The sequence below is a fragment of the Type-C symbiont of Plautia stali genome (genome assembly GCF_059730935.1).
In genome coordinates, this window is sequence record NZ_AP035923.1 from 2,207,190 (window position 1) to 2,220,403 (window position 13,214).

Here is a 13,214-nt window from a genome sequence, read left to right on the forward strand (position 1 = left end):
CATAACCACGTATCGTAAGTAGATTTCTATTCAACGGCGCGACGCTTGAGTCGACAAGCGAATTGTTGTCATAATAGCCATGATAAAAAATCATAGCTCGAGGCCGTTATGTCCCGCTCTGCTCTGCCGCTCAACGCCATTCATGCTTTTCTGGTCACCGCCCGTCATCTCAACCTGACGCGCGCCGCCAGCGAACTGTGCATCACTCAGGGCGCGGTGAGCCGCAAAATTGCGGCGCTGGAGAGCTGGCTGGGATTTGCCCTGTTTGAACGCCACGCGCGCGGTCTGCATCTCACCGATCAGGGCGCGGCGCTGCTGCCGGAGCTGCAGCAGGGGTTCAATCTGCTGGTCAATGCCACTGAGAAAGCCAGCCGCAGCAACGCCTCGATTCGGCTGAAAGCCCCGACCTGCGCCATGCGCTGGCTGGTGCCGCGCCTGGTGGCGCTGGAGCAGCAGCGGCCAGACATTCACGTGGCGCTCACTACCACGCTCGATCATGCGTCGCAGCTGGAAAACTTTGATGCGGCGATTGTATTCGGCACGCCGCCTGCCGGTGCCATTCCGCTGTTTGCCGAGCGCCTGACGCCGGTGCTGGCCAGCAGCGTGCCGGCACCGCGCCATGTCAGCGAACTGGCCAGATTCACCTTCCTGCACCCGACCGGCGATACGCGCGACTGGCAGCTATGGCTGTCCGGTCAGGCGGAGCAGTTGCCGATGGCGCGCAATCAGCACTTCGCCACCATGGATTTGGCGATCAGCGCGGCGATTCAGGGGTTTGGCGTGACGGTGGCGGATATTACGCTGGTGGAGAATGATTTGGCGAATGGGCGGTTAATCGCCCCGTTTGCCGCGAGTGTGGCAACCGGGGCGAGCTACAGCCTGTTACAGCGGGCGGAAAAAGATGCGCCACCGTTTTTGCCGCAGCTGGTGGCGTGGTTGTGTCAGCCTCAGAATGAAACCCACTCTTCACTGCTGGCGGGTTTACCCTGAGCGCCTGCGGCGGCAGATAACACCGGCCGGCGCAGCGCAGGCGCAGCAGCGGATGCCACGGCCTGCGCGCGCGGCGCGCTGTCGGACAGGCGGAACTTCGCCACCGATGCCTGCAACTCTTCGGTCTGACGCTCCAGCGCGCTGGCCGCCGCCGACACCTGCTCCACCAGCGACGCGTTCTGCTGGGTGACGCTGTCCATTTCGGTGACGGCGGTACCGACCTGCGAAATCCCTTTGCTCTGCTCTTCCGACGCGGCAGCGATGTGCTTCATGATCTCATTCACATCCTGTACCGACTTCAGAATGTCATGCATGGTGCTGCCAGCGCTGCTGACCAGCTCCGAGCCCTTTTCAACGCGTGACACCGAATCTTCAATCAGCGTGGCGATCTCTTTTGCAGCGCCGGCGCTGCGTTGCGCCAGGTTGCGCACTTCGCTGGCCACCACGGCAAAGCCGCGCCCCTGCTCACCGGCACGCGCCGCTTCGACTGCCGCGTTGAGCGCCAGGATGTTGGTCTGGAAGGCGATGCCGTTGATCACGCTGGTGATTTCGGCAATCTTTTTCGAACTGCCGGAAATGCCCTGCATGGTGGTCACCACTTCGCCAACCAGACGGCCGCCCTGCTGCGCGGTACCGGTGGCGGTCTCCGCCAGCGCGCTGGCCTGACGTGCGTTGTCGGCGTTGAACTTCACCGTGGCAGTCAGTTGCTCCATGCTGGCCGCGGTCTGTTCCAGCGCGGCCGCCTGCTCTTCGGTGCGCGATGAAAGATCGTTATTGCCGGCTGAAATTTCTGCTGCGCCGCGGTAGATGTTCTCCGTGCCGCTGCGGATGGCGCTGACTGCTTCACGCAGGCTGTCCTGCATCGCCCGCAGCAGTGGCACCAGTTTGCCGACGCAGTTGCGGCCAAATTCTTCCACCGGCTGGCTGAGATCGCCCTGTGCAATCACGGTAAAATGGTTACGGATGCGATCCAGTGGTTTCACCAGCATCGTCACCAGGTAACGGTCAGTGAACAGCAGAATCAATAAGCCGAACACCACCGCCGACACAATAATCACTTTGGTCATGCTGGTAAGCGTGTCCACGGTCACGCGGGTCTCATCCAGCTTGCTGCTGGCGGCCTGATTGAACGCTTCTGCGCTGGCACCAAACGCCCGGCTCAGCGGCGGCGTGACATTGTTGGCCTGCGCGCGCCATGCATCCAGTGAAGCCTGCTGCGCCAGCGCCACCTGTGGTGCGATACCCTCATCCAGCAGTTTCTGCCAGCTGCTGATCACATTGTTCACCGTCTCGCTGTCCATCGGCCCCGGCGCCATGGCTTTGAACTGGGTTAACTGCTGTTTCATGTTATCCAGTGCCTGCTGCACCGGCGCGAACGCTTCTGCGGTCGGCGCGTTACCGGCGGTGCGGCCTTCCATTACCCGCGACAGACGCGTGACCACGCGGAAATATTGATCGTTGCCTTTGCTGAGCGCCGTCATCTGGTTTACCAGCTGACGATCAATCTCGTTACCCTCGCCAAGCGCATTCAGCGAGTGGACGCTGAACAGTCCTACGCCACACCATAACAGGCTGAAAAGCCCGAGAATGGTCAGCATAACGGCGCGAATCGTGAAGTTTTTTAACATACCCATACATAATCCCCTGGTGTAAACGCTGGCAGCCCGGATAAAACAGGGCTTAGGGTATTTATCGGCAGCGAACCGGGAAAAGATAAATGTTTTGTAAGCTAATTAATTGCAGGATGAGGTGCCGCGCGGAGCGGCTGAGCGATCGTAAAATCAGGCAGATAGCGGCCAATTTGCCTTAAAAAAACATTGATGTTTTTACATGATTAGCAGGCTTATTAAAGTTTAACGTGGCTGCGCATCATCAGGCGAAACAGACGCAGACGGCCGCGCATAAATCGCGTCTTCAGCACCGATTCCGCTTTACCGTCGTGACCAAAAGCAAGAGTCAAATCTTCCCCTGGCCGCCATACCGGCCAGTCAGGTTCCCCGTCGAGCCGCAGCCGATGGCTGAACTCACTGGCATCACGTGCAAATGCCACCCACCAGGCGCTGACGCGGCCGGCAAAGGCGATATCGCTGGCGCTGTAATGCCAGTCACCCGGCGGCGGCAGCGTCGCGAGCGTATTGAAGACATAAGGAATTTCATTGCCGTGCCAGGTGCCGTGCGGGTAGAGATGACGCGCGTTTTCTGACACATAATCAAACCAGTAACGCCATGCAGGCATGCCGATGCTGTGCTGCGACTGTGCCACCAGCAGCGGCATGACGGTAAACGCCATGTCGCGCGCCACCGCGCGTCCCAGCAGGCTGTCATCATGGATATCGTACAGCCACTTCAGCAGGCGATAACTCAGGCGACTTTTGCTGCGCAGCTGTTGTAACACGCTGCGGGCATCCACGCCGAAGTAGTCCAGCACGCTGGCTTCGTCGCTGTTGCTGCCAATCATCAACGGCACGCGATGCTGTTTACCCGCCATAAAGGTGTCGAGCATCGGTCTGGGTAGCACCGCATCGCCGCTGATGGCCACCGGCCCCAGCGCCAGCGGTCGCTCCAGCGGCCAGAAACTGTCGGCCGGCAGTGCGCGCAGCTGCTCCGCACTGGCATCCGCGGCCAGATTGAAATGCGCTGCCACAAGCAGGCCGGTTTGCTGCGCCTGCTTGTGCGGCACGTCCGGCAGGCTGTAGGCACTTTGCACAATGCCCTTATGAAACAGCCCTTCGGCCAGCGGCGAGCAGCACAGCGACAATACGCTGCGCGCGCCGGACGATTCGCCAAACAGCGTGACGTTATGGCGATCGCCGCCAAACGCCGGGATGTTGCGCTGAATCCACTGCAGCGCGGCAATCTGATCCAGCAGCGCAAAATTATTGACCACCTTGCCCGGCGGATACTGGGCGTCGAGCGCCGGATGCGCGAAAAAGCCGAAATGGCCAAGGCGGTAATTGAGTGTCACCACCACCACGCCCTGCGCTGCCAGCGCTTTGCCGCGATAGGGATCAAGGCTGCCGGCGCCGATGCTGAAGCCACCGCCGTGCAGCCATACCATCACCGGTAACGGCGTAGCAGGTTCGACATCGGGCGTCCAGACATTCAGATAGAGGCAATCTTCGCTGAAGCGGCCCGGATCGCCGCCACCGGCCGCCACACAGTAGTCACGATTTTGCCAGCTGGCATCGCCCCACGCGGTGGCATCGCGCAGCGTTTGCCACGGTACCACCGGCTGCGGCGGACGCCAGCGCAGTGCGCCAACCGGCGGCGCTGCATAAGGTATTCCTTTAAAGGTAAACAGTTCATCATCCATCAGGCCTCTGAGTTCACCTTCTGCCGTCATGATCCTCAGACGTCGTTCATTTTTCATTGCGGGTTCCTGGTAAAGCCTGATTCCATTATTTGCAGGCCTCAGTGGAATGTCTATGTTCTGCAAGCATTTGCAGATTAAGCCGAATAAGCGACCGATTCATTGAACAACTTCATCAAATTTTTTGGTTAACTGCAGCGGCGCATTCTGTTTTATGGTTGCAAGTTAACCTGGCGTGACGGAGAGACGCGATGTTTGCTGGCATCAATCAGCTGTTCACCCGGATGAGCGATCACCCGGATTTCGGTAAATTGCTGTTACGCTTAACCTTCGGCGGGCTGTTGCTGTTTCATGGCGAGTTTAAGGCGATTCATGGCGTCGGCTGGATCGCCCATCTGCTCAGCGTCAAAGGCATGCCAGGTTTCATCGCTTACGGTGCTTACATCGGGGAAATTGTGGCACCCATTATGGTCATCTTTGGCCTGCTGACGCGCCCGGCGGCCTTTATCATTGCCGTTAACATGGTAGTCGCAACGCTGCTAGTGAAAATGGGCGCACTCTGGCATCGCACCGATGTCGGCGCCTGGTCGCTGGAAACGGAAGCGCTTTACCTGCTGGGCGCGCTGGCCATCCTGTTCCTGGGTGCCGGAAAATATACGCTGGTGCGCGACGCACGCCTGCAATAATCATTAGAAAGAAAAACAGCCGGCCTGAAAAGTGATCCTGTCACTTTTCAGGCCGCTTTTTTACGCCCTACTCCTGCACGCCGCAGCGCGCCAGACTGCGCTGTTGCGTCTGCTGATACAGCACCATCTCATCCTGCACGGCGGCACCGAGCGCGGCTTCAAAATCAGCACGACTGGCATTGCCGGCGCTGCGGGCCTGAGTCTGGTTGCCCAGATTAGACTGGAAAATCCCGGCCGCGCTCACCGGCAGAAAATCTTCGTAGACAATCGGTTCCGCCTGTAAACGTCCGGCGGCCAGCAGCTGCGCCACGGTCTCCCCGGCGCGCGGCGGCTGATGCTCGCCCTGCGGCGTCAGACGGTAGCGGAACCACGCCAGCTCCTGCTCGCGCAGCGTCTGTTCATCATCAGGAAAATCACGAAACACCGCGCTGAGGTGCTGCTGATGCTGCTGGTTATCGCTGCCGGTACCGGCCTGCGCCAGCAGCCGGTCGTACAGCGCGCGGCCTTTAGGCGTAAGCGCCGCGCCGCGCTGCTCAACTTCACCAAAGCGCGCGGTATGGGTGCCAGGGGTGCCATCATTAAAATGCACCGCCTCTTCCAGCGCTTTGAAGCTGGTCTGGCGCAGCAGAATCGGCACAGCGCGCGGCGGCGGCCCCTCAATCAGGATTTTCGGTTCGATGCCGCGCGAAGGCATCAGCGCCTGCACGCGATCGATGTCCAGCGTACGTGGCGTCAGGTGATTGATGTGGCAGCCGCGGAAGCACACGACGTCGGCAATCAGGCGATGCTGCTGGCTCAGCGCGCGGTAGGTGGCGCTGTCTACCGTGGTGTGCGCATGCCAGCGAAAGGTTTCCAGCGCCTCCTGAACAAAGCGGGCGGCATCGGCAGCATTGAGACCGCCCTGCTGCTGATGCTGCGCGATCAGTGCCCGGCAGCCAGGCGTGAAGATGTCGCGCGCCGCCAGAATAGCCGCGGCTTTGTCGCGCAGTGCGGCATCGTCGATCAGCTCCAGCCGCAGCAGCGAGGTGAAAACGCGGAAGGGATTGCGCCGCAGCGCGCTGTCGCTGACCGGGCGAAAGGCAGTAGAGTGCACCGGCACGCCCGCCTGTGACAGATCGTAATAGCCCACCGGCTCCATCCCCATCACGGCAAACATCTGCCGCAGCGTGCTGAGCTCTGCGGCAGTGCCGACGCGAATGGCACCGTGACGCTCCACGCCGAGGCGGCTCAGCTCATCGGCAGCGGCCAGACGGTTTTTCAGCGCCGGCTGCGCTTCTAAGGTGTGTTCGTTAACGGCGGTAACCAGCTGCGTCAGGGTACCATACTGCGGCACCTCCTGCTGGTACATGGCCGACATGGCCTGAGAGAACAGCGTGCGGATGGCATCGCGGGTGAGAAAGTTATCCATGGTCATCACCTTGGGCTAAAGGATTGCTGCTACTGTAGATCAACCCTTTAGCGGCGGGTAACATTTTCGCGGAACTGTGATCGCCCTGTCACTCGGTGGCGCGCGGCTGGTCACCAAAGCGACATTTCAGTACCAGCATCAGCGTGGTTAGCGCCGCCGGCAACGCCAGCAGCAGAAAGATCTGGCTAAACGACCAGCCGAGGGACAGCAGCTCAGCGCCGACGAAGGCGCTGATGATCGCGCCGATGCGGCCGACGCCGTGCATCCAGCTGGAGCCGGTCGCGCGGGCATGGGTGGGATAGTAACTGGCCGAGAGTGCATTCATGCCGGTGTTGGCACCGTTAAAACAGAAGCCGCTGCAGAAGGCGATGGCGCTCATCAACCCGACCTGCGCCGGGGAAAACCCGAGCGCCACAATGGCGATGCCGCCGCAAAAGTAAATAATGGCCAGCGCCAGATTGGCGTTGATGCGGTCCATCAGCCAGCCGGCAAACAGTGAGCCAACGGTGCCGCCCGCCTGATACATGGCGGTGACGATAGCCGCTTCGGTGACAGACATGCCCAGCGTGTTGATCAGCGATGGCAGCCAGCTGCCAATCAGGTAGACCAGAAACAGCCCCATAAAGTAGCCGCCCCACAGCATCAGGCTGCCAAACAGATAGCGGGGTGAGACGACGGTGGCCACTGCACCGTGGCGCGCGGCCAGCGGTTCACTGCTTTGAAAATGGCTGTCAGGCCGGACGCTGCCCGGCAGCATGCGCGCCAGAATAGCGTGAATGCGTGCAGCGGGCGCGCGCTGGCTGATGAGAAAGCGCACCGACTCCGGCAGGCCGCGCAGCAGAAACGGCAGCACCAGCAGCGGCAGCACGCCGCCCATCAGCATCACCGAATGCCAGTCATAGCGCGGCAGCAGCCACGAGGCGGCAAAACCGCCGGAGGCCGCGCCAAAGGTGAAGCCGCAGAACACCACGGTGATAATAAACGAGCGGCGCCGCTCGGGCGCGTATTCGGCCACCAGCGTGCCGACGTTGGGCATCGCCGCTCCCAGTCCCAGACCGGTGAGGAAGCGGAACAGCATCATCTGTTCGATGTTTTGCGCCATGGCGGTCGCCAGCGTCCAGAGGCCAAAAAACAGCACGCTGAGCAGAATCATCACGCGGCGGCCGTAGCGATCGGCCAGCGGTCCAGCCACCATGGCACCCAGCGCCAGCCCAATCAGCGCCGCGCTGATCACCATCCCCAACTGATGATTGGTCACGCCCCAGCTGGCTTTCAGCGTCGGCGCGATAAAGCCCATTAGCGCGATATCCATGCCATCCAGCGCCACCACGACAAAGCACAGCGCAATTAAACGCTTCTGCCAGCTGCTTAACGCGCTCTGGTTGATGAGCTGGCGGACGTCAATGGCTTCAGCGCTGGTCACGGTACCACTCCTGCAGGATTATCACGAATAGGTCATCAGTTTTGGTAAAAAAAACGGCGCTTATGATAGCGCATCGTTAACAATAACGGGCAGGATTTTTAAGTGAAATTGAGAATTATTCAACATTTTTCCCGCTAAGCTACTGATAACGCTGAATGCAGAAACGCGCCCGGACGCCCGGTTATTTATAAAGCCAACCAATACAGCCACTTACTAAAACTTCTCACGCCGACCGTTTTTGTTAATATAATTTTGCAGGTAAGTTAACAGAATCTCGGTCAGCCACTTGCCGCTGACCGCTCTGACTCATTACGCTGGCGTTTATGGACAAAAATCATCTCTTTAATCAGCGCATTCGTCTGCGCCATTTACACACCTTTGTGGCAGTCGCGCAACAGGGCACGCTGGGCCGCGCGGCGGAAACCCTCAATCTGAGTCAGCCGGCGCTGTCTAAAACGCTCAATGAGCTGGAGGAACTGGCGGGCGCGCGTCTGTTTGAGCGCGGTCGCCTCGGTGCTCAGCTGACGACACTGGGAGAACAGTTCCTGACCCACGCGGTGAAAGTACTGGATGCGCTTAACCACGCCGGACAAAGTTTCAACTCGCCGGTTTCCGGACGCCCGATCGTGATCCGCCTTGGCGCCCTCACCACCGCCGCCATGGGGATGCTGCCGCAGATCCTGGATCGCTTCCATGAACAGCAGCCGAACACCACGGTACAGGTAGCCACGCTGCACAATAATGTGCTGCTGGCTGGCCTGCGCGCCGGGGAGTTTGATATTGGCATTGGCCGTATGGCGGACAGCGAAATGATGACCGGCCTGACCTACGAATTGCTGTTTCTCGAATCGCTCAAGCTGGTGGTGCGACCGGAGCACCCGCTGTTAAGTGACAATGTCACACTTTCCCGCGCTATGCAGTGGCCGGTAGTGATTTCGCCTGAAGGCACCGCGCCGCGCCGCATTGCCCAGCACATGCTGGATGAACAAGGCTGCTCGCTGCCGGGCAACTGTGTCGAAACCTCTTCCACCTCGCTGGCCCGCCAGCTGGCGCTGCGTTATGACTATGTGTGGTTTGTGCCATCCGGCGCGGTGAAGGAAGATTTAAGTCACAATGCGCTCAGCGCGCTACCCATCGCATCGCCCGGCCCCGGCGAGCCGGTGGGCATTATTACCCGCAGCGGCCACTCGCTCTCGTTAAGCGCGGAAGTGCTGATGGCCACCATCCGCAAATTTCACAGTTAACGGCTGCGTTTGGCGTGGCGTTCGCGATTGTCGAGGCGCGCGCGATCGGTTTTGCGCAGCCCGACATAGACTGCGCCGCTGCCGCCGTGCTGCGGTTGCGCGCTGCAGAAGGTCTGAACGTCGTCAAATTGCCGCAGCCAGCGTGCCACGTAGCTGCGGACAATATTGGCGTGCGCTTCATCATCCCGCCCTTTGCCATGAATAATCAGCAGATTGCGCAGGCCCTGTTTGCGCGCTTCCAGCATAAAGCTAAACAGCGATTGCCGGCAGGTCTCTACCGGCTGGCGTAACAGATTAAGACTGGCGTCCAGCGTATATTTGCCCAGCCGCAGCTTGTCGAGCACGCCCTGCTGAATGCCATCGGCTTTATATTCCAGCGGCGTGTCGCGCGGGATAATCTCAAGGAAGCCGCGCGTCAGGAAGTTTTCCGGTGCGTCGTCATGCGGCTGCTGGCGCGGCGCTTTGGTAGACGGCGCGCGCAGCCACTGGGTGTTGGCGCAATCTTTTAACGGGGTTACATCACCCATGGCATCGCGGAAAAGGTCTTCATCATCAAGGTTCATGGTGTTTTCCTCACGCCTGGTGGTGAATCGGGCGCAACATGCCACCCGAAAGCAAAATAGTAGCAAAGGTTATCGGCTATCACATCCGTCACTTTCTGCGCGGGATCGGGTTGTGTCCGGATGTAAATATGGAAAGAAAACGTTCCAGATCAAAAACCGGCTGGTAATTTGCAGACATCAAAGCCGCGAATACCCAGCATTTGTGCGGTTTTGATCATTATTACTGCTCGGATGAGTTCACATGACAAAGAAAAATGTTAAAATTGACGACAGTCAATAATCATCGAGCGTACCTATATGATCCCGGAAAAACGCAGCATTCGACGTATTCAGTCTGGCGGTTGTGCCATCCACTGTCAGGATTGCAGTATCAGCCAGTTGTGTATTCCCTTCACGCTGAACGAACATGAACTGGATCAGCTGGACAATATTATTGAACGCAAAAAGCCGATTCAGAAAGGCCAGACGCTGTTCAAAGCCGGTGATGAACTGAAATCCCTTTATGCTATCCGCTCCGGCACCATTAAAAGTTACACCATTACCGAACAGGGTGATGAACAGATCACCGGTTTCCATCTGGCGGGCGATCTGGTGGGCTTTGACGCCATCGTCAGCGCGCACCATCCGAGCTTCGCTCAGGCGCTGGAAACGGCCATGGTATGTGAAATTCCGTTTGAAACCCTCGACGATCTGTCCGGTAAAATGCCGGCGCTGCGTCAGCAGATGATGCGTCTGATGAGCGGCGAGATCAAAGGCGATCAGGATATGATCCTGCTGTTATCGAAAAAGAACGCGGAAGAGCGTCTGGCGGCGTTTATCTGGAACCTGTCGCGCCGCTTCGGCCAGCGCGGTTTCTCACAGCGTGAATTCCGCCTGACCATGACGCGCGGCGACATCGGTAACTATCTGGGACTCACCGTCGAAACCATCAGCCGTCTGCTGGGACGTTTCCAGAAAAGCGGCATGCTGGCGGTGAAAGGCAAATATATCACCATCGAAAACCATGCGCTGCTGGCTGAACTGGCCGGCCAGACCGATCAGGCAGCGTAACCGCCTGCCGGGTCGATAAATGTTATTTTATTGATCCGGCAACAACTTTTCCGCTTCTGCCCTGCGCCATCTTAGGCTATCTTTAATCCAACTTCGCTTTGGTTTGAGGAGAGTGCCTTATGTCCCGGTATCAGCATATTCTGGTGGCGATTGATGCTCAGCAGGACGACCAGCCGGCGCTGCGGCGTGCGGTTTATCTCAATCAACGTATCGGCGGAAAAATCAAAGCCTTCCTGCCTATCTACGACTTCTCCTACGAAATGACCACCCTGCTGTCGCCCGACGAGCGCGTCAACATGCGCAAAGGGGTGATTAGCCAGCGTACCGAATGGATCCGCGAACAGGCGCAGGCCTATCTGGAAGCCGGCGTGGATATCGAGATCAAAGTGGTGTGGCATAACCGGCCGTACGAAGCCATCATTCAGGAAGTGCTGGCGCATCAGCATGATTTGGTCCTGAAGATGGCGCACCAGCACGATCGTCTGGAAGCAGTGATTTTCACCCCCACCGACTGGCACCTGCTGCGTAAGTGCCCGTGCCCGGTATGGATGGTCAAAGACCAGCCGTGGCCGGAAGGCGGCAAAGCGGTGGTGGCGGTAAATCTTGCCAGCGAGGAACCGCATCATGATGAGCTCAATCAAAAACTGATCCGCGAGACCACGCAGCTGGCTGAAATGGTGAATCACACCGAGGTGCATCTGGTGGGCGCCTATCCTGTCACGCCGATTAATATTGCCATCGAACTGCCGGATTTTGATCCCAGCGTCTATAACGATGCCATTCGCGGCCAGCACCTGGTGGCGATGAAAGCGCTGCGCCAGAAATTCTCCATCGGCGAGGAGTTTACCCACGTGGCGAAGGGCCTGCCGGAAGAAGTCATCCCGGATATCGCGTCGCATCTCGACGCCGGGATTGTGGTGCTGGGCACCATTGGTCGTACCGGTCTGTCAGCTGCGTTTCTCGGCAATACCGCTGAACAGGTGATCGATCACCTGCGCTGTGATTTGCTGGCGATCAAGCCGGATGATTTCAAATCGCCGATTGACCTCGACGATGAGGAAGATGAAGAGGATTAAATAACGCAGGGCGGCCATCCTGCGCGCCCCGGTTTGAGCTTATCAGGGCGGTGATATCACCGCCCTTTTCGTTTCCTACAGCGCGCGCAGAATGCCTTCGACGCTGGCTTTGGCATCGCCAAACAGCATCTGGGTGTTCTCTTTAAAGAACAGCGGGTTCTGCACCCCGGCATAGCCGGTGTTCATCGAGCGTTTGAACACGATGACGTTTTGCGCTTTCCACACTTCCAGCACCGGCATACCGGCAATCGGGCTGCGCGGATCGTCCTGGGCCGCCGGGTTGACGGTGTCGTTGGCACCGATAACCAGCACGGTGTCGGTATCGCTGAAATCATCGTTGATCTCATCCATCTCCAGCACCACATCGTACGGCACTTTGGCTTCCGCCAGCAGCACGTTCATGTGCCCCGGCAAACGACCGGCGACCGGGTGAATACCGAAACGCACCTTAATACCGCGCGCACGCAGCTTCTCGGTGATCTCTGCCACCGGATACTGCGCCTGGGCGACCGCCATACCGTAGCCCGGCGTGATGATCACCGAGGTCGAGTTTTTCAGCAGTTCTGCCGTCTCTTCCGCGCTGATTTCACGGTGTTCACCCGCTTCTTCGCCCGCATCCGCACCGCTCACGTCAGTACCGAACCCGCCGGCAATCACGCTGATAAAGGAACGGTTCATCGCTTTACACATAATGTACGACAGGATGGCACCGGAGGAGCCCACCAGCGCACCGGTGACGATCAGCAGGTCGTTGCTCAGCATAAAGCCCGCCGCCGCCGCCGCCCAGCCCGAATAGGAGTTGAGCATCGAGACCACCACCGGCATATCCGCACCGCCAATCGACGCCACCAGATGCCAGCCGAACACCAGCGCAATCACCGTCATAAGGAGCAGCGCAACCACCTGTGCAGCGGTGCTGTCGGTACGCACAAACCACAGCATCAGCAGGAATGAGACCACCAGCGCCGCCAGGTTCATCTTATGGCGATGCGGCAGCATCAGCGCTTTTGAGGAGATCTTGCCGCGCAGTTTGCCAAATGCCACCACTGAACCGGTGAAGGTCACCGCGCCGATAAAGATGCCGAGGAACACTTCGGTCAGATGGATATTTTCCATCACCGCCGACAGTCCCGGCGCGTGGTCAAGGTAGCTGTTGAACCCAACCAGCACCGCTGCCAGACCGACAAAGCTGTGCAAAATCGCCACCAGCTCCGGCATTTCGGTCATTTCGACTTTCTTCGCCAGACGCACGCCAATCGCACCGCCGATCACCATCGCCAGCAGAATCCACGCCACGTTGCCGCTGTGCGGACCAAAAATGGTGGCGAGCAGCGCCAGCGCCATGCCGCTGATACCAAAGATATTGCCCTGCTTTGAGGTCTCATGCTTCGAGAGCCCGGCCAGGCTGAAAATAAACAGAATTGCGGCAACAATGTATGCTGCAGTCACTAATCCGCCAGACAT

Annotated in this window: 11 protein-coding genes; 5 read left to right on the plus strand and 6 right to left on the minus strand. The window is 58.9% G+C overall.

Annotated features, from left to right (window positions below; translation table 11 throughout):
- Window positions 1–108: 108 nt before the first annotated feature.
- Complete coding sequence (locus tag AC6I7J_RS10350; RefSeq protein ID WP_150361039.1) at window positions 109–990, plus strand: LysR substrate-binding domain-containing protein; 882 nt, start codon at window positions 109–111, stop codon at window positions 988–990.
- Here the strand turns inward: AC6I7J_RS10350 and AC6I7J_RS10355 are convergent.
- Both AC6I7J_RS10355 and AC6I7J_RS10360 read right to left on the minus strand, forming a co-directional pair.
- Complete coding sequence (locus AC6I7J_RS10355) at window positions 948–2,624, minus strand: methyl-accepting chemotaxis protein (protein ID WP_498005594.1); 1,677 nt, start codon at window positions 2,622–2,624, stop codon at window positions 948–950. The two genes, AC6I7J_RS10350 and AC6I7J_RS10355, sit on opposite strands and share 43 nt — an antisense overlap.
- A 212-nt stretch (window positions 2,625–2,836) precedes the next feature.
- The gene (locus AC6I7J_RS10360; protein WP_498005596.1) at window positions 2,837–4,360 is read right to left on the minus strand and encodes a carboxylesterase/lipase family protein; all 1,524 of its coding nucleotides are present in this window, start codon (window positions 4,358–4,360) and stop codon (window positions 2,837–2,839) included.
- A gap of 191 nt (window positions 4,361–4,551) precedes the next feature.
- Here AC6I7J_RS10360 and AC6I7J_RS10365 point away from each other — a divergent pair, with 191 nt between their 5' ends.
- Complete coding sequence (locus AC6I7J_RS10365) at window positions 4,552–4,986, plus strand: DoxX family protein (protein WP_498005598.1); 435 nt, start codon at window positions 4,552–4,554, stop codon at window positions 4,984–4,986.
- Between the two features lie 67 nt (window positions 4,987–5,053).
- On the opposite strand, the gene hglS is transcribed toward AC6I7J_RS10365, so the two are convergent.
- Together hglS and AC6I7J_RS10375 are read right to left on the minus strand one after the other, a co-directional pair.
- Window positions 5,054–6,394: a 2-oxoadipate dioxygenase/decarboxylase HglS gene (hglS, locus tag AC6I7J_RS10370; protein ID WP_498005600.1), complete on the minus strand. Its 1,341-nt coding sequence runs from the start codon at window positions 6,392–6,394 to the stop codon at window positions 5,054–5,056.
- Between the two features lie 88 nt (window positions 6,395–6,482).
- Window positions 6,483–7,817: an MFS transporter gene (locus tag AC6I7J_RS10375; RefSeq protein WP_058758506.1), complete on the minus strand. Its 1,335-nt coding sequence runs from the start codon at window positions 7,815–7,817 to the stop codon at window positions 6,483–6,485.
- A 323-nt stretch (window positions 7,818–8,140) separates the two neighbouring features.
- Here AC6I7J_RS10375 and AC6I7J_RS10380 point away from each other — a divergent pair, with 323 nt between their 5' ends.
- Window positions 8,141–9,061, plus strand: a complete 921-nt coding sequence (locus AC6I7J_RS10380) for a LysR substrate-binding domain-containing protein (protein ID WP_021506104.1) — start codon at window positions 8,141–8,143, stop codon at window positions 9,059–9,061.
- On the opposite strand, the gene smrA is transcribed toward AC6I7J_RS10380, so the two are convergent.
- Window positions 9,058–9,624 (minus strand): DNA endonuclease SmrA, encoded by a 567-nt coding sequence (gene smrA, locus AC6I7J_RS10385; protein ID WP_021506105.1) that lies wholly within the window; start codon window positions 9,622–9,624, stop codon window positions 9,058–9,060. The genes AC6I7J_RS10380 and smrA overlap by 4 nt on opposite strands.
- Before the next feature lie 297 nt (window positions 9,625–9,921).
- On the opposite strand from smrA, the gene fnr reads away from it, so the two are divergent.
- Window positions 9,922–10,674: a fumarate/nitrate reduction transcriptional regulator Fnr gene (fnr, locus tag AC6I7J_RS10390; protein WP_031279133.1), complete on the plus strand. Its 753-nt coding sequence runs from the start codon at window positions 9,922–9,924 to the stop codon at window positions 10,672–10,674.
- Window positions 10,675–10,793: 119 nt separating this feature from the next.
- A complete protein-coding gene (gene uspE / locus AC6I7J_RS10395; RefSeq protein ID WP_058769760.1) occupies window positions 10,794–11,750 on the plus strand; it encodes a universal stress protein UspE in 957 nt (318 codons plus the stop codon).
- Between the two features lie 75 nt (window positions 11,751–11,825).
- On the opposite strand, the gene pntB is transcribed toward uspE, so the two are convergent.
- The gene (gene pntB / locus AC6I7J_RS10400; protein ID WP_127834059.1) at window positions 11,826–13,214 is read right to left on the minus strand and encodes a Re/Si-specific NAD(P)(+) transhydrogenase subunit beta; all 1,389 of its coding nucleotides are present in this window, start codon (window positions 13,212–13,214) and stop codon (window positions 11,826–11,828) included.

Excerpts from the sequence above, each read along its gene's own strand:
- fnr (WP_031279133.1), top strand. The coding sequence starts at position 9,922 with ATGATCCCGGAAAAACGCAGCATTCGACGTATTCAGTCTGGCGGTTGT.
- uspE (WP_058769760.1), top strand. The coding sequence starts at position 10,794 with ATGTCCCGGTATCAGCATATTCTGGTGGCGATTGATGCTCAGCAGGAC.
- hglS (WP_498005600.1), bottom strand. The coding sequence starts at position 6,394 with ATGGATAACTTTCTCACCCGCGATGCCATCCGCACGCTGTTCTCTCAG.
- AC6I7J_RS10365 (WP_498005598.1), top strand. The coding sequence starts at position 4,552 with ATGTTTGCTGGCATCAATCAGCTGTTCACCCGGATGAGCGATCACCCG.
- pntB (WP_127834059.1), bottom strand. The coding sequence starts at position 13,214 with ATGTCTGGCGGATTAGTGACTGCAGCATACATTGTTGCCGCAATTCTG.
- AC6I7J_RS10380 (WP_021506104.1), top strand. The coding sequence starts at position 8,141 with ATGGACAAAAATCATCTCTTTAATCAGCGCATTCGTCTGCGCCATTTA.
- AC6I7J_RS10355 (WP_498005594.1), bottom strand. The coding sequence starts at position 2,624 with ATGGGTATGTTAAAAAACTTCACGATTCGCGCCGTTATGCTGACCATT.
- AC6I7J_RS10350 (WP_150361039.1), top strand. The coding sequence starts at position 109 with ATGTCCCGCTCTGCTCTGCCGCTCAACGCCATTCATGCTTTTCTGGTC.
- smrA (WP_021506105.1), bottom strand. The coding sequence starts at position 9,624 with ATGAACCTTGATGATGAAGACCTTTTCCGCGATGCCATGGGTGATGTA.
- AC6I7J_RS10360 (WP_498005596.1), bottom strand. The coding sequence starts at position 4,360 with ATGAAAAATGAACGACGTCTGAGGATCATGACGGCAGAAGGTGAACTC.